The organism is Bradyrhizobium sp. F1.13.3, from assembly GCF_040548265.1.
Lineage (GTDB): Bacteria > Pseudomonadota > Alphaproteobacteria > Rhizobiales > Xanthobacteraceae > Bradyrhizobium.
In genome coordinates this window covers 1-19,264 of record NZ_JBEPRI010000032.1, presented here as the reverse complement: position 1 = coordinate 19,264, position 19,264 = coordinate 1, and the positions used below count along the sequence as shown (strand labels likewise).

Sequence of the window (19,264 nt, the reverse complement as noted above, 5' to 3'; positions counted from 1 at the left end):
GGGAGAGAGTGAGTCCCTCTAATTAATTGATTTTAATGGCCTCTCGCGCCAATCAGACAGAAAACCGGAGCTGCCGGTGTAGCCCCTAGGTGTAGCCCCAATGGTGGCTCGTAATCTGCCACGGCGCGGGTCATCACCGGCATCATCACGCGCATCGGCACCACACCCACCATCGCCGCCCCGGCCGCCGTTTCCGCCGACGAGCAGCCATCTGGGCTGGCCAAATGGTGGGCGGGCGTCACCGGTGACGCGTCACGCGTAACGCTCGCGAGGAAATACCTTGGCGAAACCGCGGCCGGGATCGAGGCAAGGTCGCAGCCCTGTGCGGGTGCACTGTTCGGCGTCGCTGAACGTCAGCTTCATAAACCGCTTCCGAACGCCTCAGCTTGGTCGCCTTGGTGACGACGGTGTAGCCGTTGTGGTCGAGCCAGTCGATCAGCGGCCGGATGGAGGAGTACTCCTGATCCTTGATGATCGCGGTGTAGTAGAACGCCTTCAGCAGCGTCCCGCGGCTCTGAAACTCCTTCAGCAGCCGCTTGTAATCGATGTCGAAGCCCAGAGCTTTCGCCGTAGCGTAGAGATTTACTCCATCGATGAAGAGCGCGATCTTGTCGGTAGAGGAAGGTGACATTTTGGTCCGCGTTTGGCACTGCGAGTCGCCATCGTCTGCGACGCCGGCGGCGCAATGTAGGCGATCTGCGCCTCGTCATCATTCGGGTAGCAGGCGGCTACGGATTCGGTCGCCTTGAGATAGGCGTGCGCGCGTTGGTCATCGGGACCGAGGCGTGTCTAATTCGGTGCTGCCGACGCGCGACAAGCGCTAGATTGGTCTGCACCCCGAGCAAGCCGCCCGACGCCACTTCCGATCGCCGGACCCAGGCATCGCCATCGAAGTGGCCATCGCCCATAAATCGTGCCTACCCGGCTTGATCGTAGGATTGTAAAATTCGGACAAAATCGGCCATGCTGGATCGATCCTGGTTTTCAGCCATAGCCGTCACCTGAGAATCGGACGCGGGCTTGCTTCCCTGCCAGAATCGCATTACGAGATCGGCGATGTTTCTCATGGCGTACTCTATGTACAACTGTGCAGCAAGCGTTCGTTGAACGGCAAAGCGCCGCTAGATCGGGAGAAAGAACCCGCGGGCGCTACGCCGCCGGCCTTGTCCCGCAACTGCCGGCTCGCAGGCCGGTTCCGTTGCCTTCCACGCTGGATGTAGCGGTAACACCAAGCACGCGGTCGGCGCCATCTTGCGCAGGTATGAAGTGACGATACTTAGGTAGGCTTGGACTAGTGAATCGGTAGCAGGCGCCGAAGTCTCGCTTTGCTCGCGGCAGGTTGGCGACGTCCGCTGATGGGCCCAACTCGGACTTGCGTGAGTTGCGCGAAAGCGCCCCTCTCAGGAGGCAGAACGGACCTCAGACGAAGTGCAGTGCAGGTAGTGGTACAATCATAAATCGATCGTTGAGTAAGCAGTTGAAAATTGTAGCGAACTGATGTCCGGTCCGCCGATGTCGTGCTCAACATCTGGCTCGTCAACGTGAACCTGCTCCGCCGGCCAACATCATGACGCCGGCCGCCTTGACGCTCCGCCACGCACCGATGGCCGATTATGCCTGCTGCGACAACTCCGGAGGGCAATTGATGGAACGAACCCAAACGTTTGATCTCATGGCGAGCTTAAGCTCTACGGGATGGAAAGCCGGCTCGGACGAGATCATGACGACTGGCGTGAAACGCCAGCACGGACCCCAGCGCATCGCCGGCGATCTGCTCTCCGCCGGCAACGAGAAGCAGGCCCGCTCGATCTTACCAGCTCACTATCCCCAAGTTGCGGTTTGCTGAAGGACAAGGGTTATCTCGACAATTGCGTCTTGATCTTCATGTCGAACCATGGCGACAATCTCGGCGAGCATGGGCTGAGCCAGAAATGGTCCATGTACGAGCTGGTGACGCGCATCCCGCTGCTGTTCTGGTCGCTGACCCTGTTCTCCGACGGCCGCCGGATCCGCGAAAAATGCCAGCTGTTCGATCTTGCACCGACCATTCTCGATCTCGCCGGCGCCGAGCACCCAAAGCCGTTCCAGGCCCGCAGCCTACTGCCTGCGCTGAAAGGCGGGGAGTGGGCCGGCCGCGATTTCGTGTTCACCGAGCAGGCCGGCGACGTCGCCATGACCGGCGCAAGGCTGATCACCATGGTGCGCGACGATCGTTGGAAGGTCATGTTCATCCACGACGCCGAGGACGGGTCGATCTCGCGAGCGACCCGCTTGAGCAGCGCAATCTCTGGGGCGTGCCCGAGCACAAAGGCGAGATCAGCCGGCTCAAGGATACCTTCATCGACTGGCGGCAGAACAGCCTGCTCGAGACCATGGACCTGAACGCCGCAGCACGTTAGCTGCACTCGGCGCCCTTGGGGTTAATCCAGAATGCCTCGCTTCAGGCGGGGCTCGCGTTTCGAACACATCGAGTGGACAGATTTTGCCGCAGCGGAGAGAGCGGGACTCCCTGCCCCGATGCCTAAAATGCGCGAAAACCGCCGAAAACTAAGAATTCTACAAAGCCCGGTCTTCGTTTGCGACCACCGCTGTGTACCACCCGCTAGACCTTGCGGGCCGCGAATCTCAGCCGATTTCGCGACGGGCGAAGGCGGTCGATGCCTCCTCGCGCCGGGCCGAATTCCGGAATTGTTCTTGGGAGCAGGTAACCGCAAGCGGCATCTGCCTGCCCTGGTGGATTTCGGCGACGACGAGCCGGTTTCCGGACGTCGCTGGCGAAGCAGCAGACGAGCAGGAAAACCCCTTCGTTTTGCCCAGGGCAGGCCGCAAGTCGCCGGCAGAATCGAAGTTGCGGAGCGACCAAGGCGGGAACGCCGGTCCGCGGACCGCAATCTGTCGACCGGCGACGGGCGCGCGGTTCTGTGGACCAGACACGCAGCGGAGCCCTGGAGTTGGCTACCATCAGAAGTAGACGCGACGGTCGATGAATGAAGACAGCTGAGGCACCAACTCCTGCTCTAAAACTAATTTCAATTGAGACTGCAACACCGACCCACACCTATCGCCTGCCACCTCGGCGCCACCGTCCTATGTGTCCGGTGATAGCGCGCAACTAGCAGCAATCCCGGACAAACCATCAAGGTCCTCCTCGAATGGGTAACGCTGCGATGAGAGGAATTGAAAACCCCACGCTCCTAACCCGCCGACAGGTCCTTGCGTCCGGCGTTGCGATGGCCGGCGCGGTCCTCTTCCTGCCGACAACGCGCGCTACTGCCGCGCCCGAACCCCGCACCTCCAAGCTTCGCCTGACTGCTGGCACCAGAACCCTCGACGTCCACGGCAAACCGGCGCGCGTGTTCGACCTGGTCGGTCCGAACGGAAAACCCGGCATTACGCTCTCGCCCGGCGAGCGCTTCGACGTCGATCTCGTGAATCAAGCCGGCACATCCACCATCGTCCACTGGCACGGGCAGTTGCCGCCTTGGAAGCAGGACGGCTTTCCCTGGCCGCAAACGCCGCCGATCCCGGCGGGTGACACCCGCTCCTATGACTACGCGCCGATCGCTGGCACGTACTGGATGCACTCGCATCAGGGCATGCAGGAACAGAGCCTGATGACCGCGCCGCTGATCGTGCACAGCGCCGAGGATATGCGCGCCGACCGGCAGGAGGTGGTGCTGATGCTGCATGATTTCAGCTTCCGCTCGCCCGACGAGTTGCTCGCCGGACTAACCACATCCAGCCGCAATCGGAGCGCGATGCCCAAGAGCGGCATGGATAAAGCCGTGAGCATGGGGTCGGGCAGCCCGGGTGGCATGAACATGAGGGCTATGGGGGCCATGGACATGGCGCCCGGCACGGCGATGGACCTGAACGACATCGACTATGACGCGTTCCTCGCCAATGACCGCACCCTCGCCGATCCGGAGGTCATCCGCACCGAACCGGGCGGGCGGGTCCGGCTAAGGTTGGTGAACGGCGCGGCGTCAACGCAGTTCTGGGTCGATCTCGGTGCCCTCAGCGGCACCGTTGTTGCCGTCGACGGCCATCCTGTTCGACCGGTGCGCGTCACCCGTCTCCCGCTCGCCATCGCCCAGCGGCTCGACGTGCTGATTGATGTTCCTGGGAACGGCTCCTATCCAATCTTTGCGCAGGTCGAGGGCAAGCAGGCACGCGCCGGGATCATTCTCGCTGCGTCCGGCGCGCCGGTGTCACGCCTCGGTGCGGAGGCCGTAGAAATTGCTCCGCCGGTCGATCTGTCGCTTGAAGGTCGCCTCGAAGCGACGACCCTGCTGGCGCCGCGCGCACCCGACGTGACGCTTCGCATGATCCTCGCCGGCGCCATGGCGCCGTATGCTTGGTCGCTGAACGGCGAATATTGGCCGAACGTGACTCCGCTGATGGTCGCGCCGGGGCAGCGCGTCGCGATCGAGATGGTGAACCATTCGATGATGGCGCATCCCATGCATCTTCATGGCCACGCTTTCCAGGTGGTCGCAATAAACGGTGCGCCGCTCGCAGGTGCCGTGCGCGACACCGTTTTGATACCACCGATCGGCAGCGTCACCATCGCCTTTGACGCCGACAATCCCGGCCGATGGGCATTTCACTGCCACAATCTCTACCACATGATAACCGGCATGATAACCGAGGTTCGTTACCCTGCGATCATCTAAGCACAACAATTGTAGTTGTGGGGACTTCTGTAATTGCGGGGACTTCCGTTCAGGTCACTAGCTGACGTCAACCTGCCTCCGTTCACGTCCGCACCGTGCGCAAGCCTCCGCGACCCTGAAAAGGCTGAGATTCAGCTACAACGGCGGCAAGCTCCGGCAGCGCCGCGCCCCCTGTGAATCCTTTACCGACTAAGATGGCGGTTTCGGCAACGATCGGCATGGGCAGCGGAACGGCAATCTGCGCGCCCGCGCCCGTTAGATCATCAGTTCGTGCCATCCCGACCAGCCGGTGTAGAGACCGACGAGCACGATCAAGGCTGCGGAAACGAAGGGAGCGCGATGCGCGAAGCGGCTGAAACCGCCCCAGTGGCGCTCGATGTGGCGGATGCTGAGGGCGGCGGCGACACCCGCCGAGACCATAGTGATCGCGAGGCCAACGCCGAAGCACAGCACAAGCACGAACCCGAGGCTGAACTGCTTCAACTGGATGCAGAGCAACAGAACAGTGATCGCCGCCGGGCACGGTATCAAGCCGCCGGTCAATCCGAACAGGATGATCTGGGGCGTGGTCACGGTGCGTCCGGCGCAACGCTTGCGGATGTCGGCCGCGTGGGCGCGCGCATGCGCATCGTCCTCTTCGCCGAGATCCATGTGATCGTGATCGTGTTCCTCGAACAGCACTTCGGTCTGTCGCCAGCGAGCGCCACGTGCGCCTTGAAGGCGTGCGGCTCCGGAATCTCCTCGAGGCTCTCCAGATATGCATCGTGGTCGGCGAACGCGAAAGTCTGCTCGGAGCCGTCCGGACGAACGGTCGTGATCCGAATGTCGCCGCTGCTGGGCAAATCTCCGGTCTCGCTGCGGATCCGCCAACGTGGCGGAGCGCCCTGTTCGAAGACTTCAATCGACAGAGTGCGGCCGGCGAGCGGGACGACCTGCGGCGCGTCGTGCTAATGGTCATCGTGTTCTTCATTCTGCTCGCGCCACGTGCGCCAGACCATCCAAGCGGCGACGCCGAGAATGATCACGGCGGACGCCAGTTGCAGGTAGGCTTCGCTGCGTCCGCCCGAGAGATCCTGACCGAAGTAGAGGCCGAGAAGCGCCACGGCCCATACGACCGCGGTATGAGAAACCGCGATAGGCCGAGAAGCACCGCCTGGAAGATGGTACCTCTGATCGCGACGATGAAGGCGGCCATCATCGTCTTCGAATGGCCAGGCTCAAGCCCGTGCAGCGCGCCGAGAAGGACGACGCTGGGGACGAACAGCCATGCGTGAGCGCTGCTCTGTTGCAGCAGGGAAGCCAAGTCGGTCATGTGTTCACTTCAAGTAGGTTCGAAGGACGTCGATCAGGTCCGCAGCGCCTTTGGCCTTGCCGGGATCCCTCTCGGAAGCGGGATCGACGACGTGATGGCGGATGTGATCCTCGAGAAGTTCGGTGGTCAGCCCGGTGACAGCGCCGCGAACCGAAGCAACGAGCATCAGCACGTCGGTGCAGCCGAGTTCAGCCTCCAACGCCCGTTCCACCGCTTCGACCCTGCGGCGGCTTGCTGAAGTGGTGACCGCGATCGGCGGCAACTGCGACCACGGTGCCCTCCAGCGCGAAGCCGTGCCCTTCCTGCTGTTGCTGCTTGTCGCGCTGGTTCAGGCGGTCGCTCTTGCTCCCACGACCGCAATTGCCGATGCGCTGTCGGTCAATGCCGCGCGGCCGCAGATGGCGGGGAGGGCGTTCGAATATGGCTGGATACGAGGCGGCGCCTCGGCGGCCTTCGTGCTGGGCACGTTGGCAGTTGGGCAGCTCATAAGTCCTGCGGACCTTGCGCCGGTCGCGTGGCTGAATGCGATCCTCCTGATCGCAGCGGCCGTCGCAACGACGTGGGTTCCCGGGCCAGCGGCTCAAGCCGCATCGATTGTTGCTGTGGACGGAAGGTTCGCAGTTCTCAAGATTCCGGGGTTTCGATCGGTGATAGTGGTTTCAGCTTTGGTCTACGGCAGCCACGCCATGCACGATGCGTTCGCGGTGATCCGGTGGAGCGATTCTGGCTTGGGCGCGCCGACAATCAGCCTCCTATGGTCCGAAGCGGTCGTGGCGGAGGTCGTGGTGTTTTTGCTCATAGGTCCGGCTATCCTTGTCCGGCTTGGCGCCCGTGGTGCCGCTGTCGTGGCGGCAGCGGCCGGCGTCGTGCGTTGGTCCGTTGCGGGCCTGACGACATCGGTCTTGTTGCTCGCCGTCATACAGCCGTTGCACGGACTAACCTTTGCGCTGCTGCATCTCGCTTGTATGCGCCTCATGGAAGCCATAGTCCCATAATCACCGCACGACGGCTCAGGCACTGTACGCGTTCGGCTCCGGACTGGTGACCGCGCTGCTAACCCTGGTCTCAGGCTTTCTGTATGGGACGTATGGCGGCGCGGCGTTCATTCCGATGGCAGGTCTTTGTGTGTTCGCCCTCCCATTCGCCTGGTCCGGTTTGCCCGACGGACGGCGCGGTCCGGAACCTTCGGTTGAGAAAAGACCGGAACGTCTGACCGGTTCCCGCCGATGCATGGGTTCGGCTCCTCCCACGCCATTTCCGCGGCCCCGGCGTACAGGTTGCTGAGCAGCAAACGCCGTGACTTCGAAAATTCAGCAGACGAGCGGCCGTGCCTCTTGAAGTCCAAAATGATGCTTCTAATTGATTGCGTGCCACGGATGTGGCGTCGGATGCGTTTTTACGGTCCGGCAAATGCCGCCGGAACATCCCGGCGCTGCTCTTATCCATGTTGCTCAAAGGAGGATGTGGCTATGAGGACCTATGATCTGTCTCCTTCTGGCGTTCGAGTATCGGGTTCGACCGAATGCTTGACTTGGCCAATGATGCGATGAACGACAGGGACAATTATCCTCTGTACGACATCGAGCGTACCGGTGACGACCAGTACCGAATCTCGCTGGCGTTGGCCGGATTCACCCCGGATGAGATCACGATCACCGCAGAGCAATCCAAGCTCACCGTGGAGGGCCGCAAGGCCGACAAACGTGATCACAACTTCCTGTTCCAAGGCATCTCCATGCGGCCGTTCCGCCGCGTGTTCAACCTGGCTGACTACGTCCAGGTCAAGAAGGCGAGCTTCGAGAACGGTATGCTGATGATCGATCTGGTGCGGGAAGTGCCGGAACCGATGAAGCCGCGTCACATCGAGCTCGGTGTGGCTGGCAATGACAACCAGCAAATCGGGCAGAAGCAAGTGGCCTGACCGGTCTGCCGGTCAGAGCTACGGGCGATGACAGCGCGCGGCGCGGCGGCGCGCCCCGCCCACATGCAGGGCATAAAGAAAACAAAGAAAGGAGAGAATTCCATGGCACTGCGAGATCTCATCCCATTCGGCAACGGCTCACGGGAGATGGCCTTGCAACGGAACGAGGCCAATCCCTTCTTCGCACTTCACCGCGAAATGAACCGGCTGTTCGACGATGCGTTTCGTGCGTTCGACATCGCCCCGTTTAAGTCAAACGGGCTCGGCTGGCCGAGTGTCCAGGTTAATGAGACCGAGAAGGAAGTCAAAGTGGTGGCGGAGCTGCCCGGTCTCGAGGAAAAGGACGTCAACGTCGAACTGCGCAATGGTCTGCTGACAATCAGCGGTGAAAAGAAGAGCGAGACCGAGGACAAAGAGCGTCGCTTCAGCGAACGCTATTATGGACGGTTCGAGCGAGCTATCCCGGTTGACGACATCGACCAGGATAAGGTCGCTGCGTCGGTAAAAAACGGCGTGCTGACGGTGATGCTGCCCAAATCGCCCACTGCTCAGCAGAAGGTGAAACGGATCGCAATCGACAGCAAATGAGTGTTGAGCCGGCGGGAGGCCGCCTTTCCCGCCGGGCACCTGCATCATGAAGGAGACCAACGATGCATAGCACTTGGAGAAAGGAGCTGATTCCCGACATGCTCAATCTTCTGCTCGGGGTCGGCTTGTTGGCTCCTGGGCTTTTCCAATGAGCGTACGCCAAGCTGGAACGCCTGGGGCAGCGGTCTCGCGATCGCCGCGCTGTTTCTGGCCGCGTTGACTGCATTCGCGGAATGGGAGGAGTGGATCGCTCTTCCCGTGGGCGTTTGGGTCACGCTATCGCCCTGGCTTGTGCAGTTCTCGAACAGCGCCACCGCGACACCGGTCCAACGTCATCGCCGGCGTCCTGGTCGCTGTTCGTATCTGGTACGCCCGTGGCGGCTATCCTCAGGTGACAGCGTAAGGACCGATTGGGCTGATGGACGGAGGCCGTTAGGCTCTCTCCATCTAATCGACCCAAGTAGCTGTAACCAAAGCGTTGCTTACCTTTGATTCAGCGCAAGGAACGCGTTCCAGGCGGCGGTCGCCAAAATCTGCGACGGACGGGGCCGGCAAGCCTTCTCGAGTTCAGCCAGCATCAGGTCTGTATCGACGATCGACTGCTTCTGGCCGCTTGCCGCGGCCACGTAGTTTAGCCCGCTCCAGAACCCCTCAACCCATTTCATCACGTCGTCCTTACTGGCGCGTCCGGTCTCCATGACATCGCAGCGTTCGGTGCCCAGGCCAGCAATGTTGACATGGACGCGAGCGCTTTCGGAGTGGCAGGGCAAGGCAAACATTACAATCAGCATTGCCGCCGGGGCGCGCCGCCAAGCAGGGATGAATGAAGGGCAGATGCTTGCCATCGATGATCTCTGGAAGGACTGCGCTCCAGAGTCGCGTTTAGGTCGCAATCTCTGGGATTGAACTCGCGCCAAGCTGAATCGATCCAACCGTGTTTCCGCCCTGGGGAGGATCGTCATCGAGCGGCATTCGCCTCGTCCATCGGACAGTGCCGCCTCTAGGAGCGAGGTGTTGCTCTCGGAACAGCCAGGAAAGTCCCGCTGCTCGCGGTCGAACGCGACGAAAGCTGGTTTGTGTGACAGGCGCAGTCGCAGGGTCTGCCGGTCGAGCATCGCGGCGACTGCTCGCCACTCGCGATCTTGCAGGTGCGGATGGTCACGACTCCGCGCGCCGACGCATTGCCAGCAACGTCGCCGGGACTTTCGTGCCGATGCGGCGATGACACCGGATCGTGCTGCCGGGGCGGCTTCTGCCACTTACCTCCCGGCGGCACGGGCGCGGGATGGGCGACCTTCCCGCGCCACCTCTATCAGAACCGCGCCGTGGCACCAATGGTCGGGCTGTCCATCGTCGCGCAGGGGCGGGATGGCGCTGGCGCATCATCCCGGCCCGCCCGGCGACCGACGACAGGCCGTTATAGCTCGCTTCTCTAAGCGGCTCATGCTGTTGCGGGAAAAGCCATTTGCGGCAGCGTGCATATTCCCTCTTTGAGACGATGCCGAAGGTATTTTGATGCCGCCCTCTATAAACCTTACACCTGCCGGTGTAGCGTTGTTGCGCGACAACGAATCAAACGCAACGGTCCTTCAGTTTCCGGATACCTTACAAGACCTGACCGGGGGCCAAATGCCGGGGCGCGATCTTGCATTGACCAAGGAATTCGCCTTGTGCTTTCGACAAGCATGAACCGTTCACCCGTTGCCCGCTCTTCTGACGAGAATTGGACGCGGTGGTCTTGCCGACAAACAGCTCGATTTCCTGCGCGACGCCTCGTCAACCCGGGAAGCGTCCGTTTTCTATGCTGGCGATCTGGACATCCCCGACTCGCCTTGCGTTTCCATCGTCGGCACGCGCGAGGGTTTCGGAAAATGGCTGGAAGCGCGCGTCCAAGCTGGCGCGCCAGCTGGCCGATCTGCGGGTGACAATCGTCAGCGGTCTTGCAAAGGGCGTCGATACTGCCACGCTATCGAGTGCGATTGACAATAGCGGTCGGGTCGCGGCGGTTATCGGCACGCCGCTGGACAAGGGCTATCCGGCTGAGAACGCGGCCTCCAACAGACGATCTACAGCCGCTATTTGCTGCTCTCACCCTTTAAGGAAGGTGAGCGAGTATTCCGATCAAACTTTCCCGTGCGCAACAGGGTGATGGCGGCGATCAGCGACGCCACCGTGTCATCGAGGCGTCCGATACGTCGGGCACGCTGCACCAAGCAGCCGAGTGTCTACGGCTTGGGCGTTGGTTGTTCATTGCAAAATCGGTGCTGGACGATTCTGAATTGACATGGCCCGCAAGATTTCTGACTGACCAAAAGACCGTCCCGCTGGAGTCCGTGAACGACATCATGGACCGGATTTCAAAATAAAGAACATCGTGCTGAACACAGCCTGCCAAGCGCAATATCTTACGCGCGATGTCGCCGGCATGCGCCGCGCGGACTGCGATTCGACCCATCTGGTGAAGGCGGTCAAGGGACTGGACCTGCACGCTAATTCTTACACGTGGGTACCCATCGACGAAACGAACACCAAGATTGTGAATGCCAACAAAGACCTCGCGATCAAATGGTTTGCGGCGTGGGCCGCCGCAAAAATAATCGCCTTGGGTGCGCAGGCAAAAATTTTGATACCGATTCCGTGCAGCAAGACGATCGTGGCATCGCCGGAAGATTTTCGGACATTCAAGATCGCGCAAGAGCTCGCCGCGCGAGTGCCGAACGCGACCGCCACATCGGTTTTGCGTTTCGTCGAGCCGAGACCAAGCTCACGCGAAGAAGGCGGTTCACGCGATCCCAATATTATCTACGCAAGCCTCACTCTGACGCGAGCGATACCGGCGGGGCAGGTCGTCCTGATCGATGATATCATGACATCCGGCGGTCACTTCATCGCCGCGTCGTGGGAACCGGACGATCACGGCCTTGCCGCTCAATTCGCGCTGGCCGGCGGCCGTTCGCTGGATGCTCAGATCGACGACCCGTTTGCGGTGGCTCCTGAGGATTTGGACGTTAGTCAAGCGTAAGCGTTAGGTCACCGTTCGCCGGCCACCACGTCGAGGGCACGGCTCGATGATGCTGGAGGGACGCCGCCGCTGGACTATCCGCAGGCTGCTCCGCCTTTATTTCCGAGAAGCTGGTCGTATATCGGAAAAATCGGGCTTGGCGGCATCTGGAATTGGGACGCCCGCGGATTGCGAACCACGTGTACCCAGCTCTTTGTAGTAGTCGTTGAGCGGCGTGCCGTAATAAACAACAACGAACGTGAGAACCAATAGCACCGCGGTCGCCCAGCCCCAATGGGATCGACTAAACCAAATCCATCCCCAAGCGGCTCCAAGAATTAAGGCCGGGACAACGACACCTAGGTGCCAGGCAGCCGCCATTCCTATCGTCGCGCGCTCACGCGGAGTGAAACCGAATATCCAAACTGAGATTGCGATGACGACCAATAGTAGTCCTGCGCGCGCCCACGCGCTCTCTCTAACGACCGTCAGAAATTTCATCACTCAGCCATAACGGGGATGCTACAACAGTGCAATGGACTTAACACTTGCCGACCTCCGTCGTGCCGCGCTGCGCGCGTTGGTCCCGCCGCCGCACATCGCGTTGAGCGAACCGCTCGAGCCGTCATCAGCCGGTCCCCATGCGCGCTTGTGAAAACATCGGCCTGACCTCCGCGTCGCGCTTGCCGCAGGCAGTGCGGACGAAGCCCGGCTCGATGTCCGACAGCCTTACATCATCGCCCCAGTGGTCGGCGCTGATCTGGGGATGTCCCGGGTTCTGTTGAATTTCTGAAGAGGTCGGCGTTGCCCACCTTGAGCCGGTAGGCTCGGGGTGCTGATTCCACAAAGGAGAGCAACGCCATGACGAGAGATATCACACCGGCTGGTTCGCCGGCGACCGGGGCTGTGGACGAAGCGTTTGCAGAAGTGCGGGCGAGCTTCGATCGGTTCTGCCTTGCGGCAGGGATCGAGGCGCTCGGCACGATGATGGAGGCGGATGTCACGGCGGCCTGCGGGCCGCGCCACGATCGCGACGCGGCGCGGCGGGCGCACCGTTGGGGCCGAACGCGGGGACGGATCGGCTTCCACGGCGGCAAGATCGAGGTCGAGCGCCCGCGGGTCCGGGGCGTGGATGGCGGCGAGGTCACGATCCCGAGCTGGGAAACGGCGGCGCAGGAGGATTGGCTCGGTCGCTGGGCGATGAACCTGATGCTGATCAATGTGTCGACGCGCCGGTTCGGCCGCGCCGTCCGGCTGCCCGAAGGTGACGTGCCGGCACCGCCCGGATCGGGGGTTTCGAAGTCGGCGGCCTCGCGGAGGTTCGTAGCGCTGTCGGCGGCGCGGCTGGCTGACTTCATGGCTGCCGATCTGTCCGCGCTCGACCTTCTGGTGGTCCAAATCGACGGGCTGCATCTCGGCGACGATCTCGTGCTGGTCGCCGCGATCGGAGTTGACGGCGAAGGCAACAAGCATCCGCTGGCGCTGGTGGAAGGGGCGACCGAGAATGCCGCAACGGTTCAGGCCCTGCTGGACAACCTGGTCTCGCGCGGGCTCGACCCGACGATGCCAAGACTGTTCATCGCCGACGGCGCGAAAGCGTTGTCGAAGGCGATCCGCCGCACCTTCGGTTCGGCCGCTGCGATCCAGCGCTGCCAGATCCACAAGGCGCGCAACATCATGGAACGCCTGCCGAAAGAGCATCATGCGCCCACCCGTCGGGTGCTGCGCCAGGCGTGGGGGCTCGATGACGCCGACAAGGCTGAAAAATTGATCCGCAATCTCGCGCGTCGCCTCGACCAGCAATGGCCCGGCGTCGCGGCCAGCATCCTCGAAGGCCTCGACGAAATCCTGACTGTCGTCCGGTTGAAGCTGCCGAAGGAGCTTCGTCGATCGCTCGCCTGTACCAACATCGCCGAGAACATGATGGGCACCATTCGCCGCGTCACGCGCAACGTCAAACGCTGGCGGGATGCCGGTATGGCCTTGCGATGGGTCGCGGCCGGCATGATCGAGGCCAACAAGGGCTTTCGACGATTGAAGGCGCATAAGCAATTGTCGGTTCTGCGTGCAGCCCTTCAAGCTCACCACGATCGCATGACGATCAAGCCCGTTGCCCACGTCTCGAGGGCCGCGTAACATTCATCCCGGCAACGTCGGCCCGACGTAGTTCAACACCGATCGGGACATCCCCTCGCGCAGGTCCGGGGCATCAAAGCGGTGCGCCGCGGGGTTAGGCTTAGCTTAGGAGCGTGACCGGTCAGCAACACGCCCGTGCAAAGTGGCGCGAGCCGGCGTCCAACGTTACTATCCGAACCGACTGACAGCGGAGAATCTTCTCCAATCACTCCATTGCGAGCACTTAAAGCTTACTTGCGATCAGTCCGGCGCAAGTGCCGGGCTTATTCGCTAAGGATCCTCATTCTCGCTCGGGACTCAATTCTCGAAGAACGCTATCATTTCCCTTCGGCGCCGCGACGGGACGCTCCGGGACTTGCTGCGGTGATGACCGCGCGTTCAGACGGATCGCGGCCGATCTTAGCTCGGAGCTCGACAAGGTCGGTGAACAGGTCGACTGGCGGCGAAATTCGTCGGCGATCATTGCGGGCTGGTTGGCAAGGTGGAACCGCGGTGCCCGCACGCGGCGGCGCTGCAAGCATAACGGTGATATGACCATCGTGTGTATAGGTCCGATGCGTCGCCTTGCATGCCTGAATAGATGTCGCCATGCATGCCCGAATAGATGGAGAAGGTGGGGTCCGCGGCTAATGCCGCGGCGGGTTCCCATGCCGAGGCGGGCGTCGCAAGGGTCGCGGAGAAAACGAGCGCCGCGCCCAAAAATTTGAAGCTGGTCATGCTATCCTCTTGTTACTGGCGTGTAACGGATGGCGTGCTGTCCATTGACATGAATGACAGTTAGGCGTTGGCATTCCCTTCGCGCAGGCTTGGCGCAATCACGCTTCGACGATAGGCGTGATGCTGATGTCGGGCAACCGGCCGCGTTTCGCGAGCCGTTGAGAAACTCTCTCTGGACTGTGAATAACATTTTAGCTGCCGATGGCGCGTACACGCACAACGGCGCGTGGCGAGTCGGGCCGGAATTTGTGATCGATTCCTCCGCCGATGCGCAGCGGTAAACGACTATGAAAAAATTATTCAATTTAAACCGCCGGTCGCTCCACCTATTTCCAAAGAGACGCCGAAATGTTTCGGCTTCTGTATCCAATGGAGAAACTGGAATGACCAGATTCAAAGTTCTGTCGGCTGGGCTAATCGCTGCATCTATGCTGACCACGCCCCTGATGGCTCGGGAATATCGGTACGTCGCGAGGTCCGATGTTAGCGCCCCGCGTGGCGCCCTTGATGGGCGCGGCTGCGTCCGCGCTCCTGACGTCGGCGCATATGCGTCGGACCCCTACATCAGACCCCCGTGCGAACCCGCGTCGTTTAATTGATCAGTCGGCGCCGCATCGAGTTGAACGGCCCAGGCGATGAACCCGGATCGATAACAGGTGTGCCCTTGGCACTGTAATGTCGGGAGCGTGCGAATAGTTCGGGCTGGGAAGCCGATTTGTCACCAGCCCGAATTCTTTAAATGACCCACGCTGCTGCTGCCGAGCACTCCAATTCGCTGCGGTGCCACCTGCCGCGGCAGACGGTGGAGAACCGCGTGTGACCCTGAGCTGACATCGGCTCACGAATGCTGAGGTCGATTCCACCTTTTCTCGCTCCTGTCCTGTCGTAAGGTGCTAGGCTTTCAGTGGTCGATCAGGTTTTCCCGTGAGGGGGCACATGCAACGGCGCGAGTTTATCACTCTTTTTGGCGGTGTAACGGCTACATGGCCACTCGCGGGTCATGCGCAGCAGCCGGCAAGGAAGAAGCGGATCGCTTTCGTTCACCCGGGGATCAAAGTCGGCGAAATGAGCCTGAGTGGTCCGCCGCAATACCGCGCATTTTTCGAGGAGCTAAGCCGCCTTGGCTACGTCGAGGGCCAAAACCTCACGATAGGTCGCTACTCTGGAGAAGGTCGACCCGAGCGCTATTCCGAATTGGTTCAGGATGTGGTCAACACGCATCCCGACTTGATTTTAGCGGTGGCGGCGCCTCTATCGTTAGATTTTAAAATGGCGACTACGACAATTCCGATTGTGACGATAGTCAACGACCCGGTAGCCTTGCGACTTGTGGCCAGCATCGCGCGGCCGGGCGGCAACATTACAGGCGTTACCATCGCGACGGAATTGGAACTCATTGGAAAGCGTGTCGAGCTGCTGGTCGAGGCGATGCCGGGGCTGTCCACCGTCGGTTACCTTGTATCGCGATCGTACTGGGAAGACCCAAGAGGTGCGGCAGCGCGAGAAGCGGCAAAAAGAGCAGGTAGCGCTGCTCTGCTGGGCAACGCTTTTAACCAAGCAGAGTACCAGCGCGTTTTCAGATCGATGGAGCGAGATCAACTGGATGCGCTCATGGTGTCTGATGAAGCCGCTCACACACCAGCTCTCTTCTAGATCAATACGAATTAGCGATCGACGAGATCGTGGCCGATTGTGACGGTGACGTGCGTGGCGCGCTCAGGGCATTATGCTTGTCAATGCGCTGCTGGAGCAAAGTTTGGAGTGGATAAGCGCTCAATTGGATGATCAGTCAGAGGATCATCATCAGGCAATGGAATTCCTTACTAGCCGCCGCGGCTCGCTCCACTGAAGCAATCTTCCCGAGCCGGCGCGCCGTTGGGGGGCATGGCTCACCGTATTAGCACGGCATCTGAGTTGCGCCCGACCGGCGCCGGATGGTCGAAAAAAGAGGCTTGCCATTGCTGTAGGCTCCCAACGCAGCTGTCGAACTGCGGGTGACCTGCCCCTGCCGATTTCCTCCGACGGCGACCGCAACTTGGCCCATGCTCACGCTTGGATCGGTCTCGCCAAGGTTTACATCGGCCGTGCAGTGGAGACCGAAGCCGATGTGCAGGAGGCACTTCGTTGGTCTCCTCGCGATACCCTTCCTATATTTGGCTGATGATCGTCGGAATGGGCAAGTTTCACCTTCGCATATAGAGAGGCGGTTGTTTGGCTGCGCCGCAGCATTCAGGCCCATCGAAATCATCCGCTGGCGCATTTTTGGCTGGCTGCTGCGTTGGCACAGCTCGGTGCTGTCGAAGAGGCGAGGCGAGCAGCAGGGGCGGCACTTGCCCTCAATCCAAGTTTCTCCATACGCCGCGTGCGCTCGCACTTGCCCAGCGACAGCCCGATCTACCTCTCCGGACGCGCGCAACTGTATCAGGGGCTGAGCTTGGCGGGGGTACCGGAGCAGTGACGTCGCTTTGGGTCAAAGTGCGAAGAACTCAAGGTGAGCAAAACAGGTCCGCCATGCGCGAGTGGACTTCTTGGGGGCTGCCGCCACTTCGCCGATAGTCCCATGTGTGGACGGCTCCAGGTTGGCAAGAAGAATCTTCACGTCGCAGAATTGGTCGGAGCAGCCATGTGTTCGGCCTATTTACGCGGTTCACGTGACCGCTGGCCATAATGCCCTCCGCGGATCAGGTCCCGGTCAATACCTCGCATTCGACGATGCTATGGCCCATGTGGGTTGTCCTGATCGCCGGATCGACCGGCACTGCATTACGTGCTGTTCGCCTTTCCAACCGTTACGTCACGCCGGGCTTTCCCGTGTGATCTCATTCACGCCGCGAGAGCGGCGGGTTGCTTGTAGCGTTCGTTCCGGGCCATCATCGCCCAAGCCATCCGGGCGAGTTTGTTGGCGAGTGCGATAGCGGCAACCTTGGTGGGGCGCCGGGCCAACAATCGAGTGAGCCAGGGCCGATGATCGGTGCCATGGATCTTGGCATAGCGGATGACGGCGAGCGCGCCAGCCGTGAACAGGCTGCGCAAATAGCGATCGCCTTGCTTGCTGATACTGCCGAGCTTGTCCTTGCCCCCGCTCGAGTTCTGCTTCGGCACGAGTCCTACCCAGGCCGAGAAGTCCCGTCCCGATCGGAAAGCCTTGGGATCCGCAATGCTGGCGACCAAGGCTGTTGCCAACGCCGGCCCGACGCCGGGGATCGCGTCCAGCCGTTTGCTCGTCGCGCTTGATCGATGCCAGGCGATGATGCGTCGGTCGAACTCCAGGATTTGAGCCTTCAATGCCCGCAACTGATTGCCGAGAGCAGCAAGACACGCTCGGGCGACCTCGGGGAGCCGGTGGTCGGCTGTATCGGCGACGACTTCCAGCAGTTGCTCGACACCCCTGCGCCCGACAGGGGCGACAATCCCGAACTCGGCGAGATAGGCGCAGATTGAGTTAATCGCGGCCGTCTGCTGGCGGATGAAGAGATGGCGCGCACGGTGAAGCATCAGACAGCTCTGTTGCTCGACCGTCTTGGTCGGCACGAACCGCATATTGGGTCGCGTGACCGCCTCGCAAATCGCCTCCGCGTCGGTGCTGTCGTTCTTCTGCCGCTTGACGTAGGGCTTCACATAGGCCGGAGGCATCAATCGCACCGTATGCCCCAACCCCTGCAGCTCGCGGGACCAATGGTGCGATGATGCGCAAGCTTCGATCCCCACCAGGCATGGCGGCAGCTTCTGGAAAAACGCCAGGACGTACCGGCGCCGCAACTGACGGCGTACGACCACCTGGCCGGCTGCATCAACGCCATGCACTTCAAAGACCGACTTCGCGATATCCAGGCCGACTGTCGAAATTGACTGCATAGGCTGCTCCTCCGAATCGTGGGAGCCTCAGACGGCGCCCACTCCTTGGCACTTTCGTGCCGGTGGAGGAGCCGTCCACAGCATCATATCCGGACTGTGGCATGCACATGAATCGCGTAGACTATTGCTGCGATCTGCTTTCAAGCAGCAGGTCGCGAATCTCCTCCGATACAAAGCGCTCCGCCCGCTGCCATGCCTCGTCGTTGTCGCCGCGGAACTGGAAGTCTTTCCTAAACACGATGTGCTGGGATTTTGTATCGATAGCAACAGTCTGCGCAAACTGCACCAGCGTGCTCATCTTATGAAAGCCGCCGATGATCAGGATCTGCGCGCCGGCCTGTGACGCCGCGCGCCGCCGATCGCGCAACATCGGTCCATCGGTCGGACAATTTGACGGCACAAGCTCAAAACGGTGGTCCGCCCTGACATCGTCCCGCAGCGCGGTCATGAAGGCCTCGACGTGTCTCTATATTTGAAATTGTCGACGGAGACAGCCAAGGCGTGGCCGGCGGTCTCGGCGGATGCATCTGAGATGAGGATGGATCCCAGGAACAGACCGGCTGCGGTAACAGCGTGCAGGATTGAGCTGTGGCGCATGGCGATGGCTCGATCTCCTCCGCTTAGTCCATCTTAGAAGATCAATTCTTTCCATCTCCTATCGAAGAAATCCTTGGTAACGCTACGCGGCCGCCCAGGCGGCCGAGCGCTATGTCTGCAGTGGGTCCAATCGCGTCAATCCCGACGGCATCCCAGCACATCCCCTTTGACGCCGCCAACAGACATCGACCCCTGACCGCATAAAGGTGCCGGAATCGGCCATCCAGATCGTTTACCGAAGCGACACCCATTCGCGAGCACTATATCGGGAGTTCCAATGATTGCCGCGAGCATTGGATGCCTCCTTTAAAGTAAAAAGCCGCTGCCGCATTAGCCTGGGCCAAGAATGCAGGGATGTAAACTACTTAGTCGTCCGTTAAGAAGCCGAATTGAGCGGGAGCGGACAGGCAAGCGTATGCGATAGCTGGATCGGGAAGAGGCACAAGAGTTCTCTGAGCCAG

Annotated in this window: 14 protein-coding genes and 5 pseudogenes; 11 read left to right on the top strand and 8 right to left on the bottom strand. The window is 61.0% G+C overall.

Annotated elements, in window-relative coordinates; genetic code table 11:
- Positions 1-385: 385 nt before the first annotated feature.
- Positions 386-631: pseudogene (locus ABIB66_RS41425) on the bottom strand (NYN domain-containing protein); the annotation flags it as partial.
- 1,014 nt (positions 632-1,645) lie between these two features.
- Here ABIB66_RS41425 and ABIB66_RS41420 point away from each other — a divergent pair.
- The 3 genes and pseudogenes from ABIB66_RS41420 to ABIB66_RS41410 form a co-directional block, all read left to right on the top strand.
- A pseudogene (locus ABIB66_RS41420) lies at positions 1,646-1,847 on the top strand (IS21-like element helper ATPase IstB); the annotation flags it as partial.
- Positions 1,848-1,884: 37 nt separating this feature from the next.
- Positions 1,885-2,382, top strand: coding sequence for a sulfatase/phosphatase domain-containing protein (locus ABIB66_RS41415; protein ID WP_502917439.1), 498 nt, complete (start codon positions 1,885-1,887; stop codon positions 2,380-2,382).
- Between the two features lie 848 nt (positions 2,383-3,230).
- Positions 3,231-4,676, top strand: coding sequence for a multicopper oxidase family protein (locus ABIB66_RS41410; protein WP_354259601.1), 1,446 nt, complete (start codon positions 3,231-3,233; stop codon positions 4,674-4,676).
- Between the two features lie 255 nt (positions 4,677-4,931).
- Here the strand turns inward: ABIB66_RS41410 and ABIB66_RS41405 are convergent.
- Both ABIB66_RS41405 and ABIB66_RS41400 read right to left on the bottom strand, forming a co-directional pair.
- Positions 4,932-5,988 (bottom strand): annotated as a pseudogene (locus ABIB66_RS41405) (HoxN/HupN/NixA family nickel/cobalt transporter).
- A 4-nt stretch (positions 5,989-5,992) separates the two neighbouring features.
- The gene (locus tag ABIB66_RS41400; RefSeq protein ID WP_354211417.1) at positions 5,993-6,250 is read right to left on the bottom strand and encodes a metal/formaldehyde-sensitive transcriptional repressor; all 258 of its coding nucleotides are present in this window, start codon (positions 6,248-6,250) and stop codon (positions 5,993-5,995) included.
- Here ABIB66_RS41400 and ABIB66_RS41395 point away from each other — a divergent pair.
- From ABIB66_RS41395 to ABIB66_RS43780, 4 genes and pseudogenes are all read left to right on the top strand, one after another.
- Positions 6,228-6,983: an MFS transporter gene (locus ABIB66_RS41395; protein WP_354259598.1), complete on the top strand. Its 756-nt coding sequence runs from the start codon at positions 6,228-6,230 to the stop codon at positions 6,981-6,983. The two genes, ABIB66_RS41400 and ABIB66_RS41395, sit on opposite strands and share 23 nt — an antisense overlap.
- 474 nt (positions 6,984-7,457) lie before the next feature.
- Positions 7,458-7,909 (top strand): annotated as a pseudogene (locus tag ABIB66_RS41390) (Hsp20 family protein).
- A gap of 102 nt (positions 7,910-8,011) precedes the next feature.
- On the top strand, positions 8,012-8,497 hold the full coding sequence (locus ABIB66_RS41385) for an Hsp20/alpha crystallin family protein (protein WP_354211442.1): 486 nt from the start codon (positions 8,012-8,014) through the stop codon (positions 8,495-8,497).
- Positions 8,498-8,602: 105 nt separating this feature from the next.
- On the top strand, positions 8,603-8,989 hold the full coding sequence (locus ABIB66_RS43780) for an SPW repeat domain-containing protein (RefSeq protein WP_502917438.1): 387 nt from the start codon (positions 8,603-8,605) through the stop codon (positions 8,987-8,989).
- Here ABIB66_RS43780 and ABIB66_RS41375 read toward each other — a convergent pair.
- On the bottom strand, positions 8,980-9,612 hold the full coding sequence (locus ABIB66_RS41375; protein ID WP_354211422.1) for a hypothetical protein: 633 nt from the start codon (positions 9,610-9,612) through the stop codon (positions 8,980-8,982). The genes ABIB66_RS43780 and ABIB66_RS41375 overlap by 10 nt on opposite strands.
- A gap of 686 nt (positions 9,613-10,298) precedes the next feature.
- Here ABIB66_RS41375 and ABIB66_RS41370 point away from each other — a divergent pair.
- Positions 10,299-10,780, top strand: a pseudogene (locus tag ABIB66_RS41370) (DNA-processing protein DprA).
- 91 nt (positions 10,781-10,871) lie between these two features.
- The gene (locus ABIB66_RS41365) at positions 10,872-11,519 is read left to right on the top strand and encodes a hypothetical protein (RefSeq protein WP_354259595.1); all 648 of its coding nucleotides are present in this window, start codon (positions 10,872-10,874) and stop codon (positions 11,517-11,519) included.
- Between the two features lie 96 nt (positions 11,520-11,615).
- Here ABIB66_RS41365 and ABIB66_RS41360 read toward each other — a convergent pair whose 3' ends face one another.
- Entirely contained in the window at positions 11,616-11,999 is a 384-nt protein-coding gene (locus ABIB66_RS41360; protein ID WP_354211428.1) for a hypothetical protein, read from the bottom strand.
- Between the two features lie 360 nt (positions 12,000-12,359).
- Here ABIB66_RS41360 and ABIB66_RS41355 point away from each other — a divergent pair, with 360 nt between their 5' ends.
- The gene (locus ABIB66_RS41355; protein WP_354211432.1) at positions 12,360-13,634 is read left to right on the top strand and encodes an IS256 family transposase; all 1,275 of its coding nucleotides are present in this window, start codon (positions 12,360-12,362) and stop codon (positions 13,632-13,634) included.
- A 459-nt stretch (positions 13,635-14,093) separates the two neighbouring features.
- Here the strand turns inward: ABIB66_RS41355 and ABIB66_RS41345 are convergent, their stop codons facing one another.
- Positions 14,094-14,351 (bottom strand): hypothetical protein, encoded by a 258-nt coding sequence (locus ABIB66_RS41345; RefSeq protein WP_354211443.1) that lies wholly within the window; start codon positions 14,349-14,351, stop codon positions 14,094-14,096.
- Positions 14,352-15,287: 936 nt separating this feature from the next.
- Between ABIB66_RS41345 and ABIB66_RS41340 the strand changes: the two genes are divergently transcribed.
- Positions 15,288-16,004 (top strand): ABC transporter substrate binding protein, encoded by a 717-nt coding sequence (locus ABIB66_RS41340; RefSeq protein ID WP_354211433.1) that lies wholly within the window; start codon positions 15,288-15,290, stop codon positions 16,002-16,004.
- 1,170 nt (positions 16,005-17,174) lie between these two features.
- Here the strand turns inward: ABIB66_RS41340 and ABIB66_RS41335 are convergent.
- Together ABIB66_RS41335 and ABIB66_RS41330 are read right to left on the bottom strand one after the other, a co-directional pair.
- The gene (locus ABIB66_RS41335; protein WP_354211435.1) at positions 17,175-18,206 is read right to left on the bottom strand and encodes an IS110 family RNA-guided transposase; all 1,032 of its coding nucleotides are present in this window, start codon (positions 18,204-18,206) and stop codon (positions 17,175-17,177) included.
- 121 nt (positions 18,207-18,327) lie between these two features.
- Positions 18,328-18,654: a DUF2380 domain-containing protein gene (locus tag ABIB66_RS41330; RefSeq protein ID WP_354211437.1), complete on the bottom strand. Its 327-nt coding sequence runs from the start codon at positions 18,652-18,654 to the stop codon at positions 18,328-18,330.
- Positions 18,655-19,264 lie beyond the last annotated feature (610 nt).

Coding starts and splice junctions, on each gene's coding strand:
- ABIB66_RS41360 (WP_354211428.1), bottom strand. CDS start 11,999: ATGAAATTTCTGACGGTCGTTAGAGAGAGCGCGTGGGCGCGCGCAGGA.
- ABIB66_RS41415 (WP_502917439.1), top strand. CDS start 1,885: ATGTCGAACCATGGCGACAATCTCGGCGAGCATGGGCTGAGCCAGAAA.
- ABIB66_RS41335 (WP_354211435.1), bottom strand. CDS start 18,206: ATGCAGTCAATTTCGACAGTCGGCCTGGATATCGCGAAGTCGGTCTTT.
- ABIB66_RS41355 (WP_354211432.1), top strand. CDS start 12,360: ATGACGAGAGATATCACACCGGCTGGTTCGCCGGCGACCGGGGCTGTG.
- ABIB66_RS41345 (WP_354211443.1), bottom strand. CDS start 14,351: ATGACCAGCTTCAAATTTTTGGGCGCGGCGCTCGTTTTCTCCGCGACC.
- ABIB66_RS41330 (WP_354211437.1), bottom strand. CDS start 18,654: ATGACCGCGCTGCGGGACGATGTCAGGGCGGACCACCGTTTTGAGCTT.
- ABIB66_RS41375 (WP_354211422.1), bottom strand. CDS start 9,612: ATGCTCGACCGGCAGACCCTGCGACTGCGCCTGTCACACAAACCAGCT.
- ABIB66_RS41410 (WP_354259601.1), top strand. CDS start 3,231: ATGGCCGGCGCGGTCCTCTTCCTGCCGACAACGCGCGCTACTGCCGCG.
- ABIB66_RS41340 (WP_354211433.1), top strand. CDS start 15,288: ATGCAACGGCGCGAGTTTATCACTCTTTTTGGCGGTGTAACGGCTACA.
- ABIB66_RS41385 (WP_354211442.1), top strand. CDS start 8,012: ATGGCACTGCGAGATCTCATCCCATTCGGCAACGGCTCACGGGAGATG.